Annotated in this window: 22 protein-coding genes; 9 read left to right on the top strand and 13 right to left on the bottom strand. The window is 60.5% G+C overall.

Annotated features, from left to right (window positions below):
* Positions 1–16: 16 nt before the first annotated feature.
* Entirely contained in the window at positions 17–1,366 is a 1,350-nt protein-coding gene (locus tag ACWKV4_RS13280) for an MFS transporter (RefSeq protein ID WP_483832545.1), read from the bottom strand.
* Between the two features lie 338 nt (positions 1,367–1,704).
* Between ACWKV4_RS13280 and ACWKV4_RS13275 the strand changes: the two genes are divergently transcribed.
* The gene (locus ACWKV4_RS13275) at positions 1,705–2,751 is read left to right on the top strand and encodes a hypothetical protein (protein WP_483832544.1); all 1,047 of its coding nucleotides are present in this window, start codon (positions 1,705–1,707) and stop codon (positions 2,749–2,751) included.
* Position 2,752: 1 nt separating this feature from the next.
* Here the strand turns inward: ACWKV4_RS13275 and ACWKV4_RS13270 are convergent, their stop codons facing one another.
* The gene (locus ACWKV4_RS13270) at positions 2,753–2,923 is read right to left on the bottom strand and encodes a hypothetical protein (RefSeq protein WP_483832543.1); all 171 of its coding nucleotides are present in this window, start codon (positions 2,921–2,923) and stop codon (positions 2,753–2,755) included.
* A gap of 175 nt (positions 2,924–3,098) precedes the next feature.
* Between ACWKV4_RS13270 and ACWKV4_RS13265 the strand changes: the two genes are divergently transcribed.
* Complete coding sequence (locus ACWKV4_RS13265) at positions 3,099–4,088, top strand: threonine/serine dehydratase (RefSeq protein WP_483832542.1); 990 nt, start codon at positions 3,099–3,101, stop codon at positions 4,086–4,088.
* Between the two features lie 4 nt (positions 4,089–4,092).
* Here the strand turns inward: ACWKV4_RS13265 and ACWKV4_RS13260 are convergent, their stop codons facing one another.
* From ACWKV4_RS13260 to gntR, 7 genes are all read right to left on the bottom strand, one after another.
* On the bottom strand, positions 4,093–5,397 hold the full coding sequence (locus ACWKV4_RS13260) for a TolC family outer membrane protein (protein WP_483832633.1): 1,305 nt from the start codon (positions 5,395–5,397) through the stop codon (positions 4,093–4,095).
* A 42-nt stretch (positions 5,398–5,439) separates the two neighbouring features.
* Positions 5,440–6,792 (bottom strand): HlyD family type I secretion periplasmic adaptor subunit, encoded by a 1,353-nt coding sequence (locus tag ACWKV4_RS13255; RefSeq protein ID WP_483832541.1) that lies wholly within the window; start codon positions 6,790–6,792, stop codon positions 5,440–5,442.
* Positions 6,785–8,527 (bottom strand): type I secretion system permease/ATPase, encoded by a 1,743-nt coding sequence (locus tag ACWKV4_RS13250; protein ID WP_483832540.1) that lies wholly within the window; start codon positions 8,525–8,527, stop codon positions 6,785–6,787. The genes ACWKV4_RS13255 and ACWKV4_RS13250 overlap by 8 nt, the downstream gene beginning before the upstream one ends.
* Before the next feature lie 294 nt (positions 8,528–8,821).
* A complete protein-coding gene (locus ACWKV4_RS13245) occupies positions 8,822–9,775 on the bottom strand; it encodes a DUF3618 domain-containing protein (protein ID WP_483832539.1) in 954 nt (317 codons plus the stop codon).
* Positions 9,772–10,137: a phage holin family protein gene (locus ACWKV4_RS13240; protein WP_483832632.1), complete on the bottom strand. Its 366-nt coding sequence runs from the start codon at positions 10,135–10,137 to the stop codon at positions 9,772–9,774. Before ACWKV4_RS13240 ends, ACWKV4_RS13245 begins: the two co-directional genes overlap by 4 nt.
* Before the next feature lie 86 nt (positions 10,138–10,223).
* Positions 10,224–10,925: a hypothetical protein gene (locus ACWKV4_RS13235; protein WP_483832538.1), complete on the bottom strand. Its 702-nt coding sequence runs from the start codon at positions 10,923–10,925 to the stop codon at positions 10,224–10,226.
* A 136-nt stretch (positions 10,926–11,061) separates the two neighbouring features.
* Positions 11,062–12,069 (bottom strand): HTH-type transcriptional regulator GntR, encoded by a 1,008-nt coding sequence (gene gntR / locus ACWKV4_RS13230; RefSeq protein WP_483832537.1) that lies wholly within the window; start codon positions 12,067–12,069, stop codon positions 11,062–11,064.
* Positions 12,070–12,309: 240 nt separating this feature from the next.
* Here gntR and ACWKV4_RS13225 point away from each other — a divergent pair, with 240 nt between their 5' ends.
* From ACWKV4_RS13225 to ACWKV4_RS13210, 4 genes are all read left to right on the top strand, one after another.
* Entirely contained in the window at positions 12,310–12,909 is a 600-nt protein-coding gene (locus tag ACWKV4_RS13225) for a gluconokinase (RefSeq protein WP_483832536.1), read from the top strand.
* A 2-nt stretch (positions 12,910–12,911) separates the two neighbouring features.
* The gene (locus ACWKV4_RS13220; protein ID WP_483832535.1) at positions 12,912–14,264 is read left to right on the top strand and encodes a GntP family permease; all 1,353 of its coding nucleotides are present in this window, start codon (positions 12,912–12,914) and stop codon (positions 14,262–14,264) included.
* A gap of 121 nt (positions 14,265–14,385) precedes the next feature.
* Positions 14,386–14,724, top strand: a complete 339-nt coding sequence (locus ACWKV4_RS13215; protein ID WP_483832534.1) for a hypothetical protein — start codon at positions 14,386–14,388, stop codon at positions 14,722–14,724.
* Between the two features lie 11 nt (positions 14,725–14,735).
* A complete protein-coding gene (locus ACWKV4_RS13210; RefSeq protein ID WP_483832533.1) occupies positions 14,736–15,014 on the top strand; it encodes a hypothetical protein in 279 nt (92 codons plus the stop codon).
* An 80-nt stretch (positions 15,015–15,094) separates the two neighbouring features.
* Here the strand turns inward: ACWKV4_RS13210 and ACWKV4_RS13205 are convergent, their stop codons facing one another.
* The 3 genes from ACWKV4_RS13205 to ACWKV4_RS13195 are packed head-to-tail and all read right to left on the bottom strand — an operon-like array spanning position 15,095 to position 17,951.
* Positions 15,095–16,513: a short-chain fatty acid transporter gene (locus ACWKV4_RS13205; RefSeq protein WP_483832532.1), complete on the bottom strand. Its 1,419-nt coding sequence runs from the start codon at positions 16,511–16,513 to the stop codon at positions 15,095–15,097.
* Between the two features lie 60 nt (positions 16,514–16,573).
* Complete coding sequence (locus tag ACWKV4_RS13200) at positions 16,574–17,230, bottom strand: CoA transferase subunit B (protein WP_483832531.1); 657 nt, start codon at positions 17,228–17,230, stop codon at positions 16,574–16,576.
* Between the two features lie 22 nt (positions 17,231–17,252).
* Positions 17,253–17,951, bottom strand: a complete 699-nt coding sequence (locus ACWKV4_RS13195; RefSeq protein ID WP_483832530.1) for a CoA transferase subunit A — start codon at positions 17,949–17,951, stop codon at positions 17,253–17,255.
* Between the two features lie 111 nt (positions 17,952–18,062).
* Between ACWKV4_RS13195 and ACWKV4_RS13190 the strand changes: the two genes are divergently transcribed.
* Together ACWKV4_RS13190 and ACWKV4_RS13185 are read left to right on the top strand one after the other, a co-directional pair.
* A complete protein-coding gene (locus tag ACWKV4_RS13190) occupies positions 18,063–18,953 on the top strand; it encodes a LysR family transcriptional regulator (RefSeq protein WP_483832529.1) in 891 nt (296 codons plus the stop codon).
* Between the two features lie 21 nt (positions 18,954–18,974).
* Complete coding sequence (locus ACWKV4_RS13185) at positions 18,975–19,796, top strand: aldo/keto reductase (protein ID WP_483832528.1); 822 nt, start codon at positions 18,975–18,977, stop codon at positions 19,794–19,796.
* Positions 19,797–19,813: 17 nt separating this feature from the next.
* Here ACWKV4_RS13185 and ACWKV4_RS13180 read toward each other — a convergent pair whose 3' ends face one another.
* Positions 19,814–20,974 carry a PilT/PilU family type 4a pilus ATPase gene (locus ACWKV4_RS13180; protein ID WP_483832527.1) on the bottom strand — a complete coding sequence of 387 codons (1,161 nt, stop codon included), beginning with the start codon at positions 20,972–20,974 and terminating at the stop codon, positions 19,814–19,816.
* Between the two features lie 105 nt (positions 20,975–21,079).
* Here ACWKV4_RS13180 and ACWKV4_RS13175 point away from each other — a divergent pair, with 105 nt between their 5' ends.
* On the top strand, positions 21,080–23,233 hold the full coding sequence (locus tag ACWKV4_RS13175; protein ID WP_483832526.1) for an ATP-binding protein: 2,154 nt from the start codon (positions 21,080–21,082) through the stop codon (positions 23,231–23,233).
* Positions 23,234–23,277 lie beyond the last annotated feature (44 nt).

The raw sequence follows: 23,277 nt of genomic DNA, 5'->3' as shown, positions 1-23,277 counted from the left end.
GCCCCTTATCGTTTGATCAGGCTTGTACGGGTTGGGCATCGACCAGTGGCCGGCCCTCGGCGTCGCGTAATTGCACGCGGCGGATAGGCCCTACGATCACCAGGTAGCTCAGTACGGCTACCAGCGCATTGGCGCCTACATATACCAGGGCCCATTTGAACGAGCCGGTGGTGGAAATCAGGTAACCGATCACAATGGGCGTGGTGATCGAGGCAATGTTTCCAAACATATTGAACAGGCCGCCGCTGATACCAGCGATTTGCTTGGGCGAGGTGTCGGACATCACCGCCCAACCCAAGGCGCCTACGCCTTTGCCGAAGAATGCGAGGGCCATCAGGCCGACCACTAGCCAGTCTAGGGCCACGTAGTTGCACAGCACCATGGTGGTAGACAACAGCAAGCCGCAGACGATGGGCAGCTTGCGGGCGAAGGTCAGCGAATGGCCGCGGCGCAGCAGCCAGTCTGAGATCACCCCACCCAGCACGCCGCCGATAAAGCCACAAATGGCTGGCAGCGAAGCCACAAAGCCCGCCTTGAGGATGGTCATGCCGCGCTCCTGCACCAAGTACACCGGAAACCAGGTCAGGAAGAAATAGGTAATGCCGTTGATGCAGTACTGGCCCAGGTAGATACCCAGCATCATGCGGCTGGACAGCAACTGGCGCACATAGCCCCACTGTGGCCCGGCGCGTTTCTGCCCCGGCTGGTCCATGTCCACCACGCCGCCATTGTCAGCGATCTGGCGGTACTCGGCCTCCCCTATCATCGGGTGTTGGCCAGGGCTATGGATGAATTTCCACCATACGGCAGTGAAGGCAACGCCCAACCCGCCCATCACCACAAATACGTGTTCCCAGCCCCAGGCATGGACGATCCAGCCCATGAGCGGCGCGAACAACACCGTTGCAAAGTACTGCGCTGAGTTAAAGATCGCAGAGGCCGTGCCGCGCTCGGCGGTGGGGAACCAGGCCGCGACGATACGTGCGTTGCCAGGGAAGGACGGCGCTTCGGCGAAGCCCACCATAAAGCGCAGGGTGAACAGCGCCATGACTGCAGTGGCCACGGGCATAAAGCCCACAAAGCCTTGCAAGATGGTGAACACCGACCAGGTAAAAATGCTGAGCGCGTAGATTTTCTTCGAGCCATAACGATCCAGCAACCAGCCACCGGGGATCTGCCCCGCCACATAGGCCCAACCGAAGGCTGAGAAGATAAAGCCAAGGGTCAGTGGATCGATGCCAAGGTCTTTCTGAATGCTGGAGCCAGCGATGGAAATGGTTGCGCGGTCAGCGTAGTTGATGGTCGTTACGACGAACAACAGAAACAGAATCAGATAACGCACATGCGTTTTCTTATTGGCGTGCATCGGTCCACTCCCAGATTTTTATCTTTATAGGGCTGCCGCCATCGAGGGCGGCATGCAGTGCTACGTTATCGTACAAGCAAGCTTGCGACTAGCACTTCAATGGGATTTTTTCTTCAAAGTATGGCGTTGTCCTTGTTAAAAGGGCTGTAGTTGTCCGACAGCTATGCCAATTGCGCAACACCCACGTAGAAATGCCAGGCCACAACCGCCGCCGACACTGAAATTTGTCTTACGTTCACCACTTTCACCCTAGACAGCGACGATTGGTAAGGATATGTTTCACGGGCCGAACGGCGCCATGGAGGCGCCGCGGCCTATAGGGATGCGGGGTTGGAATCATGAGCACCAGATCGATGCTGGCACTCGCCGTGGGTTGTCCACTGCTCTGTGGCTGTGTACAGGGCCCGCCCTTGCAGTACACAGCCTTTTCAGACAGCGCCGCTGCCAAGCAAGGGGACTATACCGGCCTGACCAAATTCACCTTGGCACGCAGCCTGGTGTTGGTTCAGGCCAGCAAAGGGCAGCCTTTGTCACTGGCATCCATTCCGGTTGAAGCGGTAGGCGAAGGCACTGACTTCGGTATTCGACAGCTGGGCGCCTCAGCGGCCGAAGCGCTTCAGGTCACCAAGGTGGGCAACAGCAACCTGGTCAGCTCACTGAGCCTGGGCGGCGCTATCAATCGCGCCCAGCCCTTACTGCCCGGCGCTCTACTCATGCCACCCCTTAAGCCTCAGGCAAGCCTGGCCGTAGCCATCGATACGCAAGCGCTACTAAGCGCGGCCAGCCCTGGGGCGAGCATGGTAACGGGAGTAACACAGGGCGAAGGCGGTGAATTGGCCTACAGCGTTGCTTTTGCCGCGGTGGGCGCCGACGCGATTCCCACGGGTGCGTTAGATCTAAAACATACTGGCAGCCTGTATTTCTACTCGGCTTGCCGGCAGGCCACGTTTACGTTTCTCAATCCGCCCTTGGCAGGCCACCCCTATACGTTGATGGTTGCAGACCCACACTTCGTACAGACCGTAGCCGTAACCCCAGGCCGGACCATTGCCAGCCATGCGGCCTGCGGGGTGGATATACTTGCCGGCCTGGCGGCGCCACGCGCCGAAGATGGCGAACTTGCCCAGCGCAGCGAACGTGCCCGTAGCCTCAATGGCCACTGGGCCACCCGGCTGATGGAAAATACCCCTGCCGCCCTGGCCGCGCTCAAGCATCAAGCGGCCCTCAAGCCCACTCGACGCAAGGGCAAACCCGCCCTGGTCAGCGGGGGTACCTTGCCTGCGACCGCGCCAACGCAACTGCCACCTCCAGCAGCGAACGGCCCGCTACGCAATGCCGAAATTCGTATTCCTACTCCGCGACCAGGGGAATCTTTCGCGTTCTAGCTCAGGCCTGGTCTACTTCCGGGTCATCTTGGCTTAAAGGTTTGTCTTTATCGGTACGGCCTTTGTCAGCGATTTCACGGCTACCTGCCTTTCCGTCGTTTTGCGGATCGGCCTCGCCACCATATTCGTCAAAGTCATCGGGGGGGCCCATCGGTACATATTTATCAACCATGGTGGTGTCCTTAAGCGGTGAGTTCAAAAGCTACTTAACTTCGAGGGCCTGCACCGCTTCAGCGTTCAGTTGGCCTGCGCCGCGACCTTAGGCAGGGCAAAACCTCAATGAGCCACTACACTTTGGTCAACGCTTAGAAGCGCACGATACTCAAAAGCCCCACCAAGGAGTGACCATGACCAAACCCGCCATCGGCACGGATGCTCTGCTCGATAGCTTGTATTGGGGGATCGTTTCCGCCCATTCGGCTATTCGGCCAGCGGTCGCGGTCACCCCCTTGGTGTACAGCGAACGGTTTTCGGTGGCGATGGGTTGCGAGGTGTACCTTAAGTGTGAGCATCAGCAGCTGACCGGTTCATTCAAATATCGCGGTGCCTACAACAAGCTGCGCCTGCTCTGCCCCCAAGGCCGGGCCAAGGGCATCTGTACAGCCACCACGGGCAACCATGGTTTGGCCATCGCCTTGGCCAGCCGGCAGGCCCAGGTCAACGCCACTATCTATACCCCGCAGCGGATGTCCCCCCACAAGATCGAATCCATGCGCGCGCTTGGTGCCACGGTAATACCCGTTGCGGGTACCACCCTGGAAGCGGAGTTGTTCGCTGAACACGAAGCGCGCCGCCAAGGTAAGACCTACGTCTCCCCCTACAACGACCTTGACGTCATCGCGGGCCAAGGCACCGTGGGAATGGAAATCAACGACCAGCAACCGGAGCTGGACGCGGTATTTGCCTGCATGGGTGGTGGGGGCCTGATTACCGGCCTGGGCACGGCCTTGTCACGCCTCAACCCCGGCGCTGAAATCATCGGTTGTTCCGCCGAGCGCGCCGGTGTCATGCACCGCTCACTGGACGCAGGGCAGATCCTCACCCTCGAAGAGCGAGATACCCTGGCCCAAAGTACGGCAGGCAACCTGTACCCTGGAGCGATCACCTTCAGCTTGTGCGAGCGCCTGGTTGATCGCCGCGTACTGGTGAGCGAAGAGGAAATCCGCTGGGCGATGCGCGCGGTAGCCGTGGATGAACACTGGATCGTCGAAGGCGCCACCGGGGCTTCCCTGGCGGGTGCTTTAAAGCTGGCCCACACCCTGCGTGGCAAACGTATTGCGATCGTGTTGTGCGGCAGGAACGTCGAGTGGCCTGAGTATATGCAGGCCGTGTCCTGAGGCGTTAGAACAGGGTTTCGACTTGGGCCAGCACGCCACGGTCCATCTGCCCCGTATGCACATGCAAGGTCACGTAGCTCTGCAACATGTCCAGCTTGGCATTGAGCAAGTCCCTGCGGGCTTCGAACAACCGTTGTTGGGCATCGAGAATGTCCACGGTAGAACGCACGCCGCCCTGGAAGCCTTTTTCCGTGGAGACCAGCGCCCGCTGGTTGGACTCTACCGCGCGTTGGGTAGCGCGGCATTTGGCATAGCCAGCCACTACCCCGGCGTAGGCGGTTTCCACATCCTCGGTCAGTTGCTGGCGCTGGGCATCGGCGTCGGCCTGAGCACCGGCCAACGCTGCGGTAGCCTTACGTACCGAGGCACTGGTGGAGCCACCCCGGTACAACGGAATATCCAAGGCCAGGCCCACGTAGTAGCTGTCTTGACGAGGTGAAATTTCCTCGTATTGAGAGTTATCCCGGCGCGTGAGCTGGGTGGTCAGCGACAACGTGGGGTAATGCCCCGCTTGCTCTGCCTGAGCTTCGGTCTCTGCCACCTTCACCTGGGCCAGGCGGGCAGCCAGCTCCGGGCTGGTGTCCCGGGCCAACGCGGTCCAGTAAGGCAGGTCATGTTCGGCGCTCAACGGGTTGGTGTCCGGCGGCAGCTCGCGCATGGGCTCGATTTCCAGCAAGGGCAAGCTCCCACGGCCGGAAAGGGTACGCAGCGCCGCGGTACGCTGGGCCTGGTTCTCCGCCTCCTGGGCCTGTACCAAATCGTAACGGGCACGGGCTTCGTCGACATCGGTGACAGCGCCCTGCCCTTTGTCGAACAGCCGCTGGCTCTGCTCCACCAACCCGCCGATGGCGGCCTTTTGCTGGGCAATCAGCTTGAGCTCATTCTCCACCCTCGCCACGGCGAAATATGCCTTGGCCACCCGGTCGAACAGCGCCTGGTTGGCCACGTCATATTGCACTTCACCCAGCTGTCCACGGGCTTTGCCGCCTTCGTAGGCCGCCCAGCGGCCCTTGTCGTAGATGGGTTGCTGGGCGATCAGCGACATACTGTTGGACTGGTAATCGTCGCTGTCCACATAGCTGGCATCGGTACCGCCATCAGTACGTCCGCCTTTGCCGTAGCGGGAACTCAGCGACACTTGCGGCAACAACCCACCCCGGCCAATCGCCTCTTCGTTCTGGGCAGCCTGGTGCGTGAAGTCCGCCGAGCGCATCACCGGGTCATTGAGCCGAGAGGCGTCGTACAGCTGCAACAGGGTCAGGCGGTCATTGCCGGCGCTATGGGTTTCAGGCTGGGCCTGTACCTGCATGGCCAGGCACAGGAGCGCGAGCGGGAGCCAGCGGTTACTCATTCACTCTTCCTTGAAGGCAGCGAGCAGGCGCTCGCGCAAGGGTTTCATCAGGTAATTGACCAGGGTACGTTCGCCGGTCACAACAGTAACGTCGGCCATCATCCCGGGCTTGACCGGCAAGCCCGCGGCTTGCAGCTTGGGCAGGGCATCAGCGGGCAATTCCACTTTGGCGCTGAAGTACGGCTGGTGAGTCTGCTCGTCCATCAGTTGGTCCGCCGATACCGTGGCCACCTTGCCGGTGACCGTAGGGGTGTCTACCCGCTGCAAGGCGGTAAAGTGAACCTGCACGGGCAGCCCTGGATGCAGTTTGTTGGCCAGCATCGGCGGGAAGCGCGCGGTGATGCCCAAGGGAGTGCCTTGGGGCACGACCTCCATCAGCGCCTGGCCGGCAGTGGCTACCCCACCAATGGTGTGTACAGTCAGGTTGAGCACTTCACCGGAGACCGGCGCCTTAAGGGAGCCGTTATCCACTTCAAACCGCAGGCCGCGGATCTGGTCGGCATAGCCACTGGCTTCAGCGGCCACGTCACTGAGCTGGCTCTCGGCATCGCGGCGGAACTCCTGCTCCTGCTGCATGGCCTTGAGCTTGCTTTCATTGATCGACTGCTCGGTTTTGCCGACATCACCGATGGACGAGGCAATCTGCCCTGATAGCTGCGCGGTGTTGCGCTCAGCCTCGAACAGCTTGGCCTTGGGTACATAGCCATCCTGGGCCAGCTCACGCAGGCCACTGAGTTCTTCCTGTTGGAAGCTCATCTGGGCATCGTAGTTGCCCTTTACCTGACGGTAAGCGCGAAGTTGCTGAGTAAGGGACGCCACTTCGTGGTCCACGATCCCCTGGCGGCTGGCCAGCTCGGCCTTACGGGTGAGGAACAGATTCTGCTGCAAGGCCATGGATGCCTTGGCGCGGGGGTCATTGGCATGCTCGAGCAGGTCCTGGGGCCACTCGATACTGTCCTGACGCAGCCGCTCGGCGGTCAGGCGCGCTTCCGTGGCACGCGCGGTCAACAACTTGCCCAGGGTCACGTCCAACTGCGCCTGGGCCTGCACGGTATTGAGTTGCACCAGCAGTTGGCCTTGGGTCACCTGGTCGCCTTCGCTGACCAAGATCTTGTCCACCACACCCCCCACCAGGGGCTGCACGGTCTTGCGCTCGCCGGCCACCACCACCGTGCCCTGCCCAACCATGCCTTGATCCAGCGGCGCGAGGAACGCCCAAAGGAGGAACCCACCCAGGGCAATGCCCAGGAACCACAGCCCTTTGCGCGCGGTGGCGGCCGCATCGGCGTTGGCGCTGTCATTGTTGATGGGGCTCACCGGCGCCAAGGGGCGTCGTGCACTGACTTCACGCATCGTTACGCGCCTCTTTTACCGGGGCTGGAGCATTGGTAGGGGCTGGCCCCTTCGCGGGCGGCAATACCGCCTTAAGCACTTGGTCGCGGCTGCCGAACAGTTGCTGGCGGCCATCGTTGAGCACCAGAATCTTGTCTACTACCCCCAGCACGCTGGGGCGGTGGGTGATCATGATCACCGTACTGCCCGCAGCCTTCAAGGCGCGCAGTGCATGCACCAAAGCCTGCTCGCCGGCTTCGTCCAGGTTCGAGTTAGGCTCATCCAGCACGATCAACGCAGGTTCGCCGAACACCGCTCGGGCTAAACCAATGCGTTGCTTCTGCCCGCCAGACAACCCTTGCCCGCCTGGGCCAAGCACCGTGTCGTAGCCTTGAGGGAAGCGCAGCACCATGTCGTGGATGCCTGCATGACGCGCGGCACGAATGATCGGTTCTGAATCCAGGTCGCCGAAGCGCGCGATGTTTTCCGCCACGCTTCCGTCGAACAGCTCGATGTCTTGGGGCAAGTACCCCAAATGCGGCCCCAAGGCCTCTGGCGCCCACTGGTCCAAGGGCGCGCCATCGAGGCGAACCGCCCCGGCCAGCGGTGGCCATATCCCAACCAAGGCCCTCGCCAGAGAGGATTTACCCGATGCGCTAGGGCCGATCACCGCCAGGATTTCACCCTTGGCCAGTTCGAAGTCTACCCCTGTGATGATCGGCTCTTCGGCGCCCGGCGCGGCGACTTGCAGGCGCTCGACCTTCAACGCGCCGGTGGGTGACGGCAGCGCCATGGGCGGCACTTCCACCGGCTCCTCGGCAAGCAATTGGCTTAACCGGTGGTAGCTTTGTCGGGCCCCAACGAATTGCTTCCAGGAGCCAATGGCGATTTCCACGGGCGCCAAGGCGCGGCCTAGCAGCAAGGACATGGCGATCATCATGCCGCCGGAGATCTGCCCTTCGAGCACCAGCAAGGCACCCAGCCCCAGGGACAGGCTTTGAGCGGCAATACGCACGAACTTGGTCATGGAACTGATCCGCGCGCCCCGGTCGCTGGCCACCGCCTGCGATGCGATCATGCCCTGTTGAAGCCAGCTCCAGCGCTTGCGCAACGCCGGCAGCATACCCATGGCCTGAATCACTTCAGCGTTTTGCAAGGTACTGTTGACATACAGGTTGGCCTTCATCGAAAGGCCATTGGCGTGCGCCAGGCTAGGCCGCGTGGATAGCTCACCCCACAGCGCCAACCCTACCAGCGTTATGGCAACGCCAAGGGACAGCACGCCAAACCAGGGGTGAAACAAAAAGGCGATGACCATGAACACCGGCAACCAGGGGGCGTCGAGCATCGCCAGTAAGCCTTGACCGGTAATGAACTGCCGTACCTGGGTCAAGTCGCTGAATACTTGGGCGGGGTTGCTGTCTTGCTTACGCAGGCTGCGCGTGAACGCGGCGTCGAACAACCGCTGCGCAAGCCCGGCGTCGATACCGGCGCTCATGCGGATCATTACCTGGCCGCGTAGCCACTCGATCAGCCCACTCAAGGCGAACAGCCCCAGGGCGATCAAGGTCAGCATCAATAAGGTGGTTTCGTTCCGGCTGGTCAACACCCGGTCATACACCTGCATCATGTACAGCGACGGTACCAGCACCAGCAGATTGATGACCCCGCTGAAGATAGCCAGGGACCAGAACACCTTCCGATACCTGAGCAGTGCCGCGTCGATGTCATTGCGAGGATCGAGTGTCAGGCGCATTAAAACTTTACCAAGAGAGGAAACCGAGGCTCAGACCGTGGAGTTTCGATTTCATTCCGCCATCACCGGTCATCCGTTGTGTTTTTCTGCGCATCCTTGCCTAACCCTAGACACACGGCAGCAGACTGGTACAAAAATTGGCGCATTGCAAGGCGCGCTAGCTAAAAGCGACCAGCAGGCGACGTAATTTTGACAAAGCTGGGGCTATCGAGTATCGAGCCTGATACGAAAGAGTTTGGAGCAAAAAAAACCCGGCGCCATTGTGGCAGCCGGGTGATGTAAAGCGAAATGAAATCAGCTAGGCGTACCTAAACCCTGAGACAGGTCGGTTTTGCCACTTTTGGCCAAGCCTTCACCGTACTGGGCGGTTTGGGCAGGGTTGTTACCCTCTTTGCCTGCATCAGCCTTGGTTTGGCTTTCTTGACCTTTGTCGTCAGCACCCGCCTTGGCGGTGCCTTCACGCACGTCTGCCATTGCAGCCTGAGCTTCGCTAGTAACAGCTTGCTTCACGTCTTGGGCTTTAGCCTTGACTTGTTGCACCAGGCTATCGCTGGTTTTACCCATCAGGCGATTTTCATGGCGAGTCACCGGTAATGCCGCACCGAAGGCTGCGCCTAACGCCAAGCCAACAGCCGCCAGCACCAAGGGTTGCTCTTGCAACAGGTATTGGAATTGGCCTTTAACCTGAGCACCGGTCTGCTTGGCCTGATGCGTCAGGTCATGCACATTACGGTTGAGTTGATCACTGCCCTCGCTGAGGCGATCGCTAGCACCGTCCCGCCAGGTAGTGGCGCTTTCTTTTACAGCGGAGGCATGGGAGGTGACGCTGTCTTTCACAGCCGCGGTACGCGCGGTAACACTGTCGGCCGCGCTACGCAGCTGATCCTTGGCACCGTCTACCGCGTCACCTACCTTGCTGGCTACAGCGGCGGCGCGATCCATCAGGCTTGGCCCGGTGCTCACCCTAGCTGGAGCAATGGGGCGATTCTGGTTCATCGCCAGCCATGCCAGGCTCAAGGAAGCCAATACCGTAGGAATGGGGTTGTTCTTGACCGTAGTGCCGAGGTTCTGGAAAAACTCCCCACCATTGCCCTTGGTATAGGAAAGCGCCTGGTCGAACAACTGGCCAGGGGTCAGTTTGCTTTCCAGTGCATCGACCAAGTTGCTGATGCTAGCGCGCTGCTGGTCAATTTCGTGTTCCAGGGTTTCGGGGCTCTTATGGGACTGAGCGGTAATCGAAGAAGTCATGGCAATTTGCTCCGCAGGGCTTGCTGGTCTTTATCCATCGCGTTCAACGTGCGGTCAGGGCGCAACTGCGAAGGTTCGAATTGCTTCTTGCCGCTTTGCACCATCACAAAGCCAATGATGACTACGATAGCGCCCACGATCAGTGCCGCGGCCCAAGGCTGCATTACAGTACTCAGGCCGTATACAGCAGCCATCAGCAATACGATAAAGCCTGCGAGTAGCACAATCGCACCACCGGCAACTGCCATGGCGCCAGCCTTCAACGCCGTGACGCTTTGCTCCATCTCAGCCTTCGCCAGGGCCAGCTCCTTGCTGAACAGCGCGGGCACTTCGTGGGTCAGCTGCCGTAATAAGCCTATCATACTGGCATCACCCTCGGGGGTGTGCACAGTAGTGGCTGGCCGGGGCTGGGCCACGTTGGGCGTGGGCGTTGGTTGGCTCTCCAGGGTCATAGCACACCTCCTTTGTTCGACGCGCTACCAAGAATAGGGTCTTTCACCGGGTCCACGGTAGGGTATGCCGCGGGCGCGCCCAGTGGGTCATCGGCAGGCATGGGGCTTACGCCAACACCGGCACGGGCGCTGGAATCGTCGCTGTTAAAACCGGTGTTGACCGAGCCGCCGCTGGCTAAGCCACTGCTAGGCGTTACAGAGGTTTCAAATGGGCCAGTGGCGCCATACGCCTCAGGAGGGGTTGGAGCCATCGCGCCCATGCCATCATCCGAATGAGTTGCAGTGCTGCTAGCCGCATTGGTAGAGGCTTTGATAAAGCGCGACAGGGCAAAGCCCACCGCGACCGTGCCGGCCAAGAACAACATCGGGTTCTGGCGTGCCAGGCGAGCGCCCTCCTGCAACAGCTCTTCGGCGCTCTTGTTGCGCATACGGTCGGCAAACTCACCTAGGTTCGAAGCCATGTCCGAGATGCCTTGGGCCAGGCCGAGACTGTCGTGACCCTCCATCGCCGAGGCTACCGACTGGGCGCCTTCGACCAGGCCTTCAAGCTGGTCAGCGGCCTTGTCGCGATACTGTTCGAATTGCTGGCTGCCTTGCTCTTTCAACTCGCTTACAGCGGCGCTGGCATCGGTACTAAGGGTATGAAGATGCTCTTGGGCACGATCCGCGCCTGTTGGCGTCTGGTTAGGCTGGGTCATTATGTCGCTCCTCAAAGGAAGTGGCCGGGTGACGTGCGCCCACTTAACGAATGTGGCCGCAACGTCTTACCCTATTGAGGACGTGAATAAGCTAAGCGGAGTTCATTCTATTCACTGCCGTTCGGGTAACCGGTCATCAGCTTTCCCGTACGATCAGCTCAAAGCCTAGGTCCAGTGAGCCTTGAGCGGCGCGCCCTTCCAGCCGCTCAAGCAGCAGCCGCGCGGCTTGGCGGCCGATTTCCGCCCGTGGCGTACGGATGGAAGTAAGCCTGGGCACCATATGGGCCGAGGCAGGTAAATCATTGAAACCCACCACTGACACCTGCTCCGGAATTTTCACGCCCAGCCGCTGTGCCTCGAAGATTGCACCCTGGGCCAGGTCGTCATTGCAGAAGAACACGCCATCCACATCTGAATGTTGCTCGATCAGTTGCCGGAACAATACCCCACCCAAGCCGATGGAAGATGGCTGCGGGCACATGATCTCCAGCGCGGGGGCCTGCAAACCGGCGGCGGCCCGGCGAAAGCCTTCGGCACGGCGCAGAACCCGAGGGTCCAATTGCGCAGCGACATAAGCCAGGCGCTTGCGGCCATTGGATAGCAGGTGCCTGGCGGCCACCGCGCCGGCTTGCTCCTGGGAGAAGCCCACGCTGCTGATCCCAGGCTCCTCGCTTAAGTCCATCATATGCACGCAAGGAACTCCGGCCACCGCCAGCAGATGATTGACGCTATCTCGACGCTGCACCCCGGTAAGCAACATCCCGCAGGGCTGATAGGCGAGGTAATTACGGATCAGGTTTTCCTCTTCCTGGTCGTCGTAGTGATAGTTGCCTATCAATACCTCCATTCCCCGGGGCCTCAACACGTCGTGGATGGCTTCGAGGGTATCGATGAACAGGTGGTTGGACAGTGACGGGATCAATACCACCACAGACTGGCTGCGCGCGCAGGCCAATGCACGCGCGGCCGGGTTGGCAATATAGCCCAACTGAGCAGCGGCTGCTCGCACCCGCTCGGCCAGCTCAACGGCCACGGTACTGACACCCCGCAGAGCCCTTGAAGCGGTGATAGGTGATACGCCAGAGAGGCGCGCGACTTCATCAAGTGTGGGGCGGCCGGTAGTACGCGTGCCGGAGCGAGCCATGAGGCGGGTTTCCTGAAACGTGCGACGAAAGGTGCAGTGTATGAATTTACACTTGCCTATTGTAAGAATTTGGCTAAGGTAGCGCTGTCTCAGGCCGTCAGCAAATACAGAATTTTCCTTACGGCCCGCCGTCGAAGCCTTTAACCCGCTTTGGCAATACCAACAACAACATGGGTGTGGCGTCAGCGGACTACAGTTGCCTGTGTAGCCCGAGACAGCGCTACCCCGCTGGAGGTACTGATGGTTTCCCCCCTCAGCGCGCTGGTGGTCATGGGCGTATCCGGCTGCGGCAAAAGTAGCGTCGGCGCGGCTATTGTCCACCGTAGCGGCGGCCACTTGATCGAAGGCGACGCCTTCCACCCCCCGGCCAACATCGAAAAGATGAGCGCTGGCATTCCCTTGGATGACAACGACCGCGCGGGCTGGCTGCAACGCTTGGGCGAAGAAATGGCCCTTCTGGTGGCCAAGGGCGAACGCCCGGTGCTCACCTGTTCAGCGCTCAAGCAGCGCTACCGCGACACCCTTCGCCACGCTGTCCCTGAACTGGGCTTTGTGTTCCTTGCCTTGACCCGCGAAGAAGCCGCCCACCGGGTCGCCCATCGCCCCGGCCACTTTATGCCTGCCAGCCTGATCGACAGTCAGTTCGCGGCACTGGAGTCCCCCGTCGGCGAAGCCTTCACCCTCGCGGTGGATGCCGCCGAACCTATCGAACACATCGCCAAGCAGGTCGACCAGTGGCTGCGTGACAGCGGCGCGGTTGGCCTGAGCGATAGCAACTCAACCGACACACCTGCTAGCACCCCCTTCTGCGCCCTTAATAATCACAATACGAGGCCTTGACCATGTTCGGTTTGCCCCTTGATACCTTTTTGCTGCTCGATGCACTGGTCACCATCGTTGGCCTGATCCTGCTAATCACAAAATTGAAGGTTCACCCCTTCGTGGCCCTTACTCTGGCGGCGGGCTTTCTAGGGCTAACCTCTGGCATGCCAGTGGCCAAGGTGATGAAATCCTTCCAGGACGGTTTTGGTGGCGTACTGGGCTTCGTGGGGATCGTGCTGGCCTTGGGCACGATGCTAGGCAAACTGATGGCCGACTCTGGCGGCGCTGACCAGATCGCGCAAACCCTGATCCGTTGGTTTGGTGTACGCCAGGTGCATTGGGCGATGATGTTCTCGGCCTTTCTGGTGGGCATCCCGCTGTTCTTCGAGATCGGCTTCGTACTGTTGATTCCCCTGGTATTCATCGTGGCCCGCCGCTCGGGCGTATCGCTGGTGAAAATCGGCATTCCTCTGCTAGCGGGGCTGTCGGTGGTACATGGTTTGGTACCCCCCCACCCGGGCCCGCTGCTGGCCATCGGCGTATTCGGCGCGGACATCGGCAAGACCATCTTCTATGGCCTGCTGGTGGGTTTGCCCACGGCCATGATCGCCGGCCCACTGTTTGGCGCATTCATCTCCAAGTACGTGCCAGGTACCCCTTCCCAGGAGCTGATGGACCAGATCGCCAAAGAATCATCAGCGCGGGAACTGCCAAGCTTTGCCATTACGTTGGTCACGGTGTTGCTGCCAGTGTTCTTGATGCTGCTTAAAACCTTCGCCGACGTAGTATTGCCCGCCGACCATGTGGTGCGGGTATGGATGGACTTGATCGGCCACCCTATCACCGCGCTACTGGCTGCGCTGTTGCTGGCCTTCTATACCTTTGGTTTTGCCCGCGGCTTTTCGCGCTCCCAGGTCATGAAACTGCTGGACCAAAGCCTGGCCCCGACCGCGGCGATCATTCTAATCGTCGGCGCCGGCGGCGGCTTCAAGCAGATGCTGGTGGACACTGGCGTAGGTAACGTTATTGGGCAGATGGCCGTTCACGCGCAGATCAACCCACTATTGCTGGCCTGGTTGGTCGCCGCGGTGATTCGCGTTGCAACGGGGTCGGCCACCGTGGCTACCATCACCGGCGCAGGCATCGTGGCCCCGGTAGTGGGCTTGATCCCAGGCGTGAATCGGGAGCTGCTGGTATTGGCCACCGGCGCGGGTTCGGTGATTTTGTCTCACGTCAACGACGCGGGGTTCTGGCTGGTGAAGCAGTACTTCAACATGACCGTGGCGGAAACCTTCAAAACCTGGAGCATGATGGAGACCATTATTTCGGTCGTGGGCATTGTGCTCATACTACTGCTGTCCATGGTGGTCTAGCCCCCATTCGCCACGGCCCGTAGGCCGCCGTGGCGCTTCGCTTATACCGTTCGTCGCTCCGCTGGCACCTTGCTACATTTCCTCTCCCCTAAGTCATGTGTCTTTCATATTGGAGGCGAACATGACCAGCAAACGCATCAGTACGTTGTTCCTAGCCGCTGCAGTCAGCCTGGGCAGCGCCGTTGCCATGGCTGATTCGAGCACCGGCACTACCCACAATACCCACGGCACCATGCCTGGCGCGCTGCCCGCCGATAAAGGTGGAGCAACGGGTACCGGGACAGGCAGCTTGCCTAACCGCAATACCGATGGCTCGGTCACGACCATGCCCAACACTTCGAATGAGGCAGTTGACGGCCCCAAGACCCCAGAGCCCACTGATACCAAACCCATGAATGGTAAAACCGGCATGGGTGGCACAGGGTCCGAAGGTACTGGCGGCGGTTCGGGCGCCAAATAAGCGGAGGCTCCATGACTACCCCCACACCGAATGTAGACAACGACAAACCGCGCACGCCTGATGCCGATGGGGCGCGTAACGACTACGGGATTGACCCCGAGGGCAAACTGCCTGAAGGGACTGAAAATACCTCTCGCCCGGATCAAGGCAATACCTCTAGCAGCGATTCGGACTCCGCAACGGCTGAAGGTAATACCTTCAGCCCGGATTTCGAGCCCGAAGAAGGCGATGACGATAGGGGCAACCGCACCAAGCCGAAAGACGGTGACATCGATACCGATGGCGGCTAGTAGCCCTTGTAACGCCGATGAGTGCTACCCCCGCCTTGAAGCGGGGGTAGTCGTTTTTAGGCGCGAGTTATGATCAACGCTTAGGGCATTACAGGCGGGATATAGGCTAACGTACTGCCCAAGGCCCATAACAGCGCCAATACCAATGGCACATGCACCAACAGCTGTACGAAGGAAAACCCGATCAATTCTCGTGCTTTAAGCCCTAGTACACCTAGCAGGGGCAACATATAGAACGGGTTGATCAAATTCGGCAGTGCCTCTGCGGCGTTGTAGATCTGCACCGCCCAGCCTAAGTGGTATTTCAGATCGTTGGCCACTTGCATCACGTAGGGAGCCTCGATGATCCACTTGCCGCCCCCGGATGGAATGAAGAAGCCCAATACCGCTGAGTACACGCCCATTAGCAAGGCATAGGTGTCGTGGCTGGCAATCTGTACGAAGAAGGTGGCGATGTGGTGTGCGACCGTCTGCCCTTCTCCGCCCTTGACCGTGGTCATGATCGCGGCGATGGACCCGTACAACGGAAACTGAATCAGCACCCCGGTCGTGGTGGGCACCGCACGGGCTACGGCATCGAGGAAGCTGCGCGGGCGCCAGTGCAATAGCGCACCCAGCATGATGAACAGGAAGTTATAGGTGTTCAGCCCGGAAATCGCAGTAATCGCAGGCTTGCTGGCAAACTCCCGCGCTAGCCAGCCTCCCGCCAGCGCCACCAGAATCAGCGTTAGTACCGGGCTGTACTCTAGCCATTCCCCGGGGCGCTGCCGCTGGGCCAGCCTTGGCAGGCTGAAGCTTGGGTCCACGCCACAAGCACGGGCGTCCTTGGCCGTGGTCGGGCCAGGTGCGGTGGCGTAGGCGACCACCAAAGACACCAGCACCAGTGCCAGCAGCATTACGCCTGATTGCCACAGGAAGATCGTCTCGGTAAACGGAATCACCCCGGTAATGGCCAAGATCGACGGCGGTAGGCTGGCTGGGTTGGCCTGCAGTTGCGCTGCTGAAGAAGACAACCCCAGGGCCCATACCGCGCCTAGGCCCAGGTAGGCCGCCGCACCGGCGGCGCGGTAGTCCATGCGCAGGTCTTCGCGGCGGGCCAATGCCCGCACCAGCAGCCCCCCGAACACCAGTGACAGGCCCCAATTGAGCAATGAGGCCACCATGGAAATCAGCGCAACCCAGGCCACCGCCGACCGGCCATTGCTGGGCACGCGGGCCAGGCCTTCGATCAGGCGCACCGCGGGCGGAGAACTGGCGACCACATAGCCACCAATGACCACAAAAGCCATTTGCATGGTGAAGGGAATTAAACTCCAAAACCCATCACCAAAGGCCGCGGCGGTGGCTGTGGGCGTGCCGCCCATGGCCAACGCGGCCAAGGCCACCACCACTACCGCCAAGGCGGCGAACACATAGGAATCCGGGAACCAGCGCTCGGCAAACTGCGAGCAACGCAAGGCAAACCGGGCAAAGCGGCTGTCTTCCAGTGCAGCGGGCATATACGCAACCTTTTATTGTCGTTATAGGTAGAGCTACGGTTAAAACGGTTCAGGCTGAGCTTAGAAGGTCATTTCAGGTACGTCACCTGACACCACCAGTTTACCAGCGGTCTTGGCGACGATTTCCTCCACGCTGACCCCCGGCGCGCGCTCGCGCAGCACAAAAGCACCATTCTCGATTTCAAGCCAGGCCAAATCGGTCAGCACCTTGCGGATGCAACCAGCGCCGGTCAGCGGCAGCGTGCACTGGGGTAGCAATTTGGACTCCCCGTCCTTCGACGCATGAGTCATGGTCACGATAATGTTATCCGCCCCAGCCACCAGGTCCATGGCACCGCCCATGCCCTTGACCAACTTGCCTGGGATCATCCAGGACGCGATATTGCCCTGCACGTCCACCTCGAACGCACCGAGTACGGTCAGGTCCACATGGCCGCCGCGGATCATGGCAAAGGAGGTAGCCGAGTCGAAGATACTGGCGCCCGTTCGCGCGGTAACCGTTTGCTTGCCGGCATTGATCATATCGGCGTCCAGGGTCGCTTCGGTGGGAAAAGCCCCCATGCCGAGCAGGCCGTTTTCCGATTGCAGCATTACATCCATGCCCTCAGGCACATAGTTGGCTACCAAGGTCGGTATACCGATGCCCAGGTTCACATAGAAACCGTCTTGCAGTTCGCGAGCCACGCGTTGGGCCATTTGTTCACGGGTTAAAGCCATGGTTCAGTCTCCAAGGGGGCGTTCACGCTTGCAGGGTGCGTTTCTCGATGCGTTTTTCAAAGCTGCCTTGGATCACACGGTCCACGAAGATGCCAGGGGTGTGAATCTGGCTGGGCTCAAGCAGGCCCGGCTCGACGATTTCCTCCACCTCCACCACCGTGACGCGCCCAGCGGTGGCGGCCAAGGGGTTGAAGTTCTGCGCGGTATGGCGATAGATCACGTTGCCGAAGTGGTCCGCCTTCCAACCTTTGACCAGGGCAAAATCCCCGGTGATGGCCTGTTCCAGGATGTAATGCCTGCCGTTGAATTCCCGCACTTCCTTGCCTTCAGCGATAGGTGTGCCGTAGCCGGTGGCCGTATAGAAGGCAGGTATTCCGGCCCCACCCGCGCGCATTTTCTCGGCCAGCGTGCCTTGCGGGGTAAGCTCGACGTCCAGCTCACCACTGAGCAACTGCTGCTCGAACAAAGCGTTTTCACCTACATAAGAGGCGATCATCTTGCGGATCTGCCGGTCTTCGAGCAGCACCCCCAAGCCGAAACCGTCCACGCCGCAATTGTTGGAGACCACGGTCAACCCGCGCACCCCCAAGCGTTTGATTTCGGCGATCAGGTTCTCTGGGATGCCGCACAGGCCAAAGCCGCCTGCAAGCACCGTCATGTTATCGGTAAGCCCTGCCAAGGCCTGTTCGTAGCTGTATACCCGTTTGTCGAGTCCGGCCATGGTGATTGCCTTCTTATGATTATCGGCGGCCCGTAGGCTGATAAGGGTATCTTCTGCCTTGGGGAGTTATTTGTTAATTTTGTTTTATTGATGAATTAATAAGGCGTGCAAATGAATCACCGCCAGCTTCGCGCGTTTGTTGCTGTAGCGCAAACCTTGAGCTTTGCCCAGGCTGGCGAGCGCCTGCATTTATCTCAGCCGGCCCTGAGCCTGAGTATCAAGGCCCTTGAAGAGCGCCTGGGCGGCCCTTTGTTGGTGCGCAGCACCCGCAGCGTGAGCCTTACGCCGGAGGGGGAAACCTTGCTTGGCCTCGCCCGGCAACTGCTGGCCGATTGGGACAACACCGAAGAGCTGTTGCGCCAGCATTTCACCTTGCAGCGGGGCAAGGTATCCATCGCGGCGATGCCCTCCTTCGCGGGCAATCTGCTGCCCCAAGGTTTGCGCCAATTCAAGGACCTGCACCCGAAGGTCAATGTGGCGGTGCATGACGTGGTCAACGAGCAAGTACTGGAAATGGTTCGCCAACGGCGGGTAGAGCTGGGTATAGGTTTTGAACCCGCCGCGACCTCTTCGCTAGTGTTTCAGCCGTTGTTCACCGACCGTTTCGTGGCAGTGGTGCCCCAGAACTCGCCCCTGGCACAGCAGGGGAGCCTAACCTGGTCGCGGCTGCTGGAAGAGGATTTCATCACGTTGCAACGGCCTTCGGCGGTGCGCTTACTGCTGGAAGCGGACCTTCAGGCCCGGCATGGCCGCCTGGCCGTGGCTTTCGAAAGCCATCAGCTCAGTACAGTCGGCCGGATGGTCGCCTGTGGCTTGGGGGTGAGCGCGGCGCCTGCGCTCTGTACTGGGCAAATGCAGGAAGCCGGGGCCCATTGCCTGCCTTTGGAGGAACCTCGCATCGAACGGCGAATCGGATTGATGCGCCTGGCTGATCATCGGCTGTCCAGCGCGGCGCAGGCGCTGCACGACGTGTTGCTCGCCGTGCTGGCCAGGCCTGCCTGAACCCTTTGAAGGAGAACCGCTATGCGAACCCTGCAACTGGCCGGAATCGAATTGCCCGTGATAGGCCAGGGCACTTGGCGAATGGGCGAAGACCCGGCGTGCCGTGAAGATGAAATCGCCGCCTTGCGCCTGGGCCTTGAATTGGGGCTACAAGTGATCGACACCGCTGAAATGTATGGCGAAGGCAGCGCTGAAAGCCTGGTTGGGGACGCTATAAAAGGCGTGGCTGATCCTGTTTACTTGGTCAGCAAGGTCTACCCTCATAATGCCAGCCGCAACGGCGTGATCGAGGCCTGCAACAGAAGCCTGAAGCGCTTGGGCGTTGAGCACATTCAGCTCTACCTGTTGCACTGGCCGGGGCAGTACCCGCTGGAAGAAACCCTCGAAGGCTTCGAACAGCTACGCCAAAGCGGCAAGATTGGCGCCTGGGGCCTGTCGAACTTCGACGAGCCTGAGCTCAAACATGCCGCCCTAGAGGGCTGCGCAACTCAACAAGTGCTGTATAACCCTCAAGCCCGTGGTATCGAATTCGACCTTATGCCCTGGGCCAAGGCCCAGCCTATGCCGATCATGGCGTACTGCCCTATCGCCCAGGGCGGTGGGCTGCTTCAGCACCCGGTGTTGCAGCAGATTGCAGCACGGCGCAAAGTCACCCCTTCAGAGGTGTGCCTGGCATGGGTGGTTCGCAGTGGCGAGGTGATGGCCATTCCCAAGGCAGTGGACCCTGTTCATGTACGCCTCAATGCGCGTGCCGCGCAATTGGAGCTCACCGCCGAAGACCTCGCCGAGCTGAACGCCGCCTTCCCAGCGCCCAGCCGCAAACAGCGCCTGCGCATGGTGTAAGGGTTTTCAGCGTGCGCTTACCCCTGCTCATCCTCATCGGCGACCAGCCCCCAGTCCCGCGCCGCCGGCCGAGGCGTGGCCTGGGGCCCGACCGGAGCGCTGGTATGCTCGCCAGGGGTCTCGCCTTGCAATTTAAGGCGCAGGCGAAGGTTGTTCACAGAGTCTGCATTCTTCAAGGCCTCGTCTTCACTGATCGCCCCTTCCATTACCAGGTCGAACAGTGCCATGTCGAAGGTGCGCATGCCCAGGTTGACGGATTTTTCCATGATGCTTTTGAGTTCACCAAACTCACCGCGATGGATCAGGTCACGGATGGTGGGCGAACCAAGCATCACCTCCACCGCCGCGCGGCGCTTGCCGTCGAGGGTTTTCACCAAGCGCTGGGACACGAACGCCTGCAGGTTATTGCTCAGGTCGTTGAGCAATTGCGGGCGCCGCTCCTCCGGAAAGAAATTGATGATGCGATCCAGTGCCTGGTTGGCATTGTTGGCGTGCAGGGTGGAAATCGCCAAATGACCGGTGTCGGCGAAGGTCAGGGCATGCTCCATGGTTTCTCGGTCTCGGATTTCTCCGATCAGAATCACATCCGGTGCCTGGCGCAGGGTATTTTTAAGTGCCGCCTTGAAACTGCGGGTGTCTACGCCAACTTCCCGCTGGTTGACGATGCACTTCTTGTGGCGATGGATATACTCCACGGGGTCTTCGATGGTGATGATATGGCCGCTGCTGCTACGGTTACGGTGATCGATGAGCGCCGCCAACGACGTGGACTTGCCCGAGCCGGTGGCCCCGATGAACAACACCAGGCCATGCTTGCGCATCACCACATCCAAGAGGATAGGAGGCAACTTGAGGTCGTCGAACAGCGGAATATCCAGCTTGATGTTGCGCGCCACCAAGGATACCTCGTTGCGCTGTTTGAAAATGTTCACCCTAAACCGCCCTACCCCGGGTATCGACAGCGCCAGGTTCATTTCCAGGTCCTTGTCGAAATCGGCACGCTGCTCGGCATCCATGATGCCCGCGGCAATTTGCGCGACCTCACCAGGCTTGAGCGCTTCACTGCCCAGAGGCCGCAGCGCCCCGTTGAACTTGGCGCACGGTGGCGCGCCAGTGGACAGGTACAGATCGGAACCGTCCTGAGTGGCAAGCAGTTTAAGCAGGGCCGAAAGGTCCATGAGTGAGTCCGCCAATGATACGTTGGGATCGGTAAACGCAGCAGTGCATAGCTTGGCCGTTAATAGCCTTGTGGTGCAAATCCAATAGCAAGCAAAGGTAACCCGATGACAGTTATCAACCCGGCGGCACCACTGGAACCCAGCGTGAGCGCCGGCACCAGCGATGGCCTCGGCGCGCGGCACGAGCGATGCCCCGCGGGCCTGTGCATGGCGGTAGACATCGCGCTGGCAGCGCCAGTGCCCTGCGCCGTGGTGTGGGGCCGTGAGCATGCCCTGATAGGCAACCCGGCATTTTTTGCCCTGTTTGGCCTGGCCGAAGCGGGCTTCGGTGAACCTCTGGCCAAGCTGTTCCCGGCCTATGCCCAGCCCATGCGCGCGGCGTTGGCACAGGTGGCCGAAGGCAAGCACGCGCTTCTGACCGACCTGCCCGGCCACCTTGGCCGCGCTGCGGTGACCCCAGGCAATGAGCGCTTCGACGGGCATTTCACTCCGCTGCGCACGGAACAGAACCGGGTGCTGGGCACGTTGATAACGGTTATCGCACCCCTCCAGCCCAGGGACGGCACCCCGCTTCAACGGCGCCTGGCCGATCAGCAACGGGCCAACCAGGCCTCTGAAGAACGCCTGCGCCTGGCGCTGGACGCGACCAACGCGGTTGGTACCTGGGATTGGTACATCCGTGAAGACCGTTTTATCGCCGATGCCCACTTTGCCCTCATGCACCACGTGGACCCCTTGCAAGTTGGCCACCGCCCTATCGGTGATTATCTGGCCGCTGTCCACCCAGACGACCGGGTGTTCGTGGCGCGTCAGATCAAAACGTGCGTGCACGGTAGTGGCGAATTCGCCGAGGAATATCGCCTGTTGCAGCCTGACAGTACCTGGCGGTGGGTCTTCGCCCGTGGCCGGTGTTTCCGCGACGACCATGGCCGCCCTGCCCGGTTTATCGGCGCCTCTATCGACATCACCGAGCGCAAGCTGGCAGAGCGCGCCTTGCGTGAACTCAATGAAACCTTGGAGCAGCGAGTGGTCGAGCGCACCCGTGCCTTGGCCGACGCCAACCGCCGGCTACTGGCCGAGGCCCAGGAGCGGGAACGCACCGAAGAGCTGCTACGCCATGCACAAAAGATGGAAGCGGTTGGTCAACTGACCGGAGGCATCGCTCACGACTTCAATAACATGCTCACCGGCATCATGGGCAGCCTGGAGTTGATGAACCGCTACCTGGCCAAAGGCCGTAGCGCCGATATCGGCAGGCTGGCGGACGCCGCCCTGGCCTCGGCGCAACGCGCCGCGGCCCTCACCCATCGGCTACTGGCGTTTTCTCGGCGGCAATCGCTGGACCGTCAACGTATCGACCCCAACCAACTGGTCCAATCACTTGAAGACCTGCTGGTTCGCACCACGGGTGAACATATCGAACTGCGCCTGGACCTGAGCACCGATACCTGGTTGGTGCATACCGACCCCAATCAGCTGGAAAGCGCCCTGCTCAACCTGGTAATCAACGCCCGCGACGCCATGCCCAACGGTGGGCTGCTGACCATAGGCAGCGCCAATCGCGGCTTCAGCGACCCGCAGGCCAACCAACCCATGGAGCCCGTGCGCCCAGGCGAATACGCAGTGCTAAGCGTACGTGACAATGGTAGCGGCATGTCCGCGGCCACCCGGGCAAAGGCTTTCGATCCGTTTTTCACCACCAAGCCCACCGGTCAGGGTACCGGCCTGGGCCTGTCGATGATCTACGGCTTCGCTCAGCAAAGCGGCGGCCACGTGACCCTGCACAGCGAGCCTGGGCAGGGCACTGAGGTCAGTATCTACCTGCCTCGTTATCTGGACGCCAACGACGCGCAGGTTACCGCGATACCGGAGGCGCAGGCGCCGCTTGCCCAACAGGGCGAGAGCGTGCTGGTGGTCGAGGACGATCCCGCGGTACGCATGCTTATCCTCAACGTGCTGGATGAACTGGGCTATCACAGCCACGCCGCCGCGGATGCCCAGGCCGCTGTCCCCCTGCTGGAATCAGCACTGCGCGTCGATTTACTGGTTACCGATGTGGGCCTTCCCGGCATCAACGGGCGGCAGTTGGCGGAAATCGCCCGCAAGCGGCGAGCAGGCTTGAAAGTGCTGTTTATGACCGGTTACATCGATAAGGCCGCCGACCGAGAGGCATACCTGGAGGACGGCATGGATATCGTCAGCAAGCCGTTCACACTGGAAACCCTGGCCACTAAGGTCCGGCAGATGATCGGCGACTGAAAGCGTGGGCGGGGCGAGGTCAAGCAGGTACTATCCGTCCCCGT

Source organism: Pseudomonas artemisiae (assembly GCF_057128685.1).
This window is presented reverse-complemented; position numbering and strand designations above follow the sequence as displayed.

Bases quoted from the DNA above. Each gene is read 5' to 3' on its own strand.
- ACWKV4_RS13280 (WP_483832545.1), bottom strand. From the start codon at position 1,366: ATGCACGCCAATAAGAAAACGCATGTGCGTTATCTGATTCTGTTTCTG.
- ACWKV4_RS13275 (WP_483832544.1), top strand. From the start codon at position 1,705: ATGAGCACCAGATCGATGCTGGCACTCGCCGTGGGTTGTCCACTGCTC.
- ACWKV4_RS13270 (WP_483832543.1), bottom strand. From the start codon at position 2,923: ATGGTTGATAAATATGTACCGATGGGCCCCCCCGATGACTTTGACGAA.
- ACWKV4_RS13265 (WP_483832542.1), top strand. From the start codon at position 3,099: ATGACCAAACCCGCCATCGGCACGGATGCTCTGCTCGATAGCTTGTAT.
- ACWKV4_RS13260 (WP_483832633.1), bottom strand. From the start codon at position 5,397: ATGCAGGTACAGGCCCAGCCTGAAACCCATAGCGCCGGCAATGACCGC.
- ACWKV4_RS13255 (WP_483832541.1), bottom strand. From the start codon at position 6,792: ATGCGTGAAGTCAGTGCACGACGCCCCTTGGCGCCGGTGAGCCCCATC.
- ACWKV4_RS13250 (WP_483832540.1), bottom strand. From the start codon at position 8,527: ATGCGCCTGACACTCGATCCTCGCAATGACATCGACGCGGCACTGCTC.
- ACWKV4_RS13245 (WP_483832539.1), bottom strand. From the start codon at position 9,775: ATGACTTCTTCGATTACCGCTCAGTCCCATAAGAGCCCCGAAACCCTG.
- ACWKV4_RS13240 (WP_483832632.1), bottom strand. From the start codon at position 10,137: ATGATAGGCTTATTACGGCAGCTGACCCACGAAGTGCCCGCGCTGTTC.
- ACWKV4_RS13235 (WP_483832538.1), bottom strand. From the start codon at position 10,925: ATGACCCAGCCTAACCAGACGCCAACAGGCGCGGATCGTGCCCAAGAG.
- gntR (WP_483832537.1), bottom strand. From the start codon at position 12,069: ATGGCTCGCTCCGGCACGCGTACTACCGGCCGCCCCACACTTGATGAA.
- ACWKV4_RS13225 (WP_483832536.1), top strand. From the start codon at position 12,310: ATGGTTTCCCCCCTCAGCGCGCTGGTGGTCATGGGCGTATCCGGCTGC.
- ACWKV4_RS13220 (WP_483832535.1), top strand. From the start codon at position 12,912: ATGTTCGGTTTGCCCCTTGATACCTTTTTGCTGCTCGATGCACTGGTC.
- ACWKV4_RS13215 (WP_483832534.1), top strand. From the start codon at position 14,386: ATGACCAGCAAACGCATCAGTACGTTGTTCCTAGCCGCTGCAGTCAGC.
- ACWKV4_RS13210 (WP_483832533.1), top strand. From the start codon at position 14,736: ATGACTACCCCCACACCGAATGTAGACAACGACAAACCGCGCACGCCT.
- ACWKV4_RS13205 (WP_483832532.1), bottom strand. From the start codon at position 16,513: ATGCCCGCTGCACTGGAAGACAGCCGCTTTGCCCGGTTTGCCTTGCGT.
- ACWKV4_RS13200 (WP_483832531.1), bottom strand. From the start codon at position 17,230: ATGGCTTTAACCCGTGAACAAATGGCCCAACGCGTGGCTCGCGAACTG.
- ACWKV4_RS13195 (WP_483832530.1), bottom strand. From the start codon at position 17,951: ATGGCCGGACTCGACAAACGGGTATACAGCTACGAACAGGCCTTGGCA.
- ACWKV4_RS13190 (WP_483832529.1), top strand. From the start codon at position 18,063: ATGAATCACCGCCAGCTTCGCGCGTTTGTTGCTGTAGCGCAAACCTTG.
- ACWKV4_RS13185 (WP_483832528.1), top strand. From the start codon at position 18,975: ATGCGAACCCTGCAACTGGCCGGAATCGAATTGCCCGTGATAGGCCAG.
- ACWKV4_RS13180 (WP_483832527.1), bottom strand. From the start codon at position 20,974: ATGGACCTTTCGGCCCTGCTTAAACTGCTTGCCACTCAGGACGGTTCC.
- ACWKV4_RS13175 (WP_483832526.1), top strand. From the start codon at position 21,080: ATGACAGTTATCAACCCGGCGGCACCACTGGAACCCAGCGTGAGCGCC.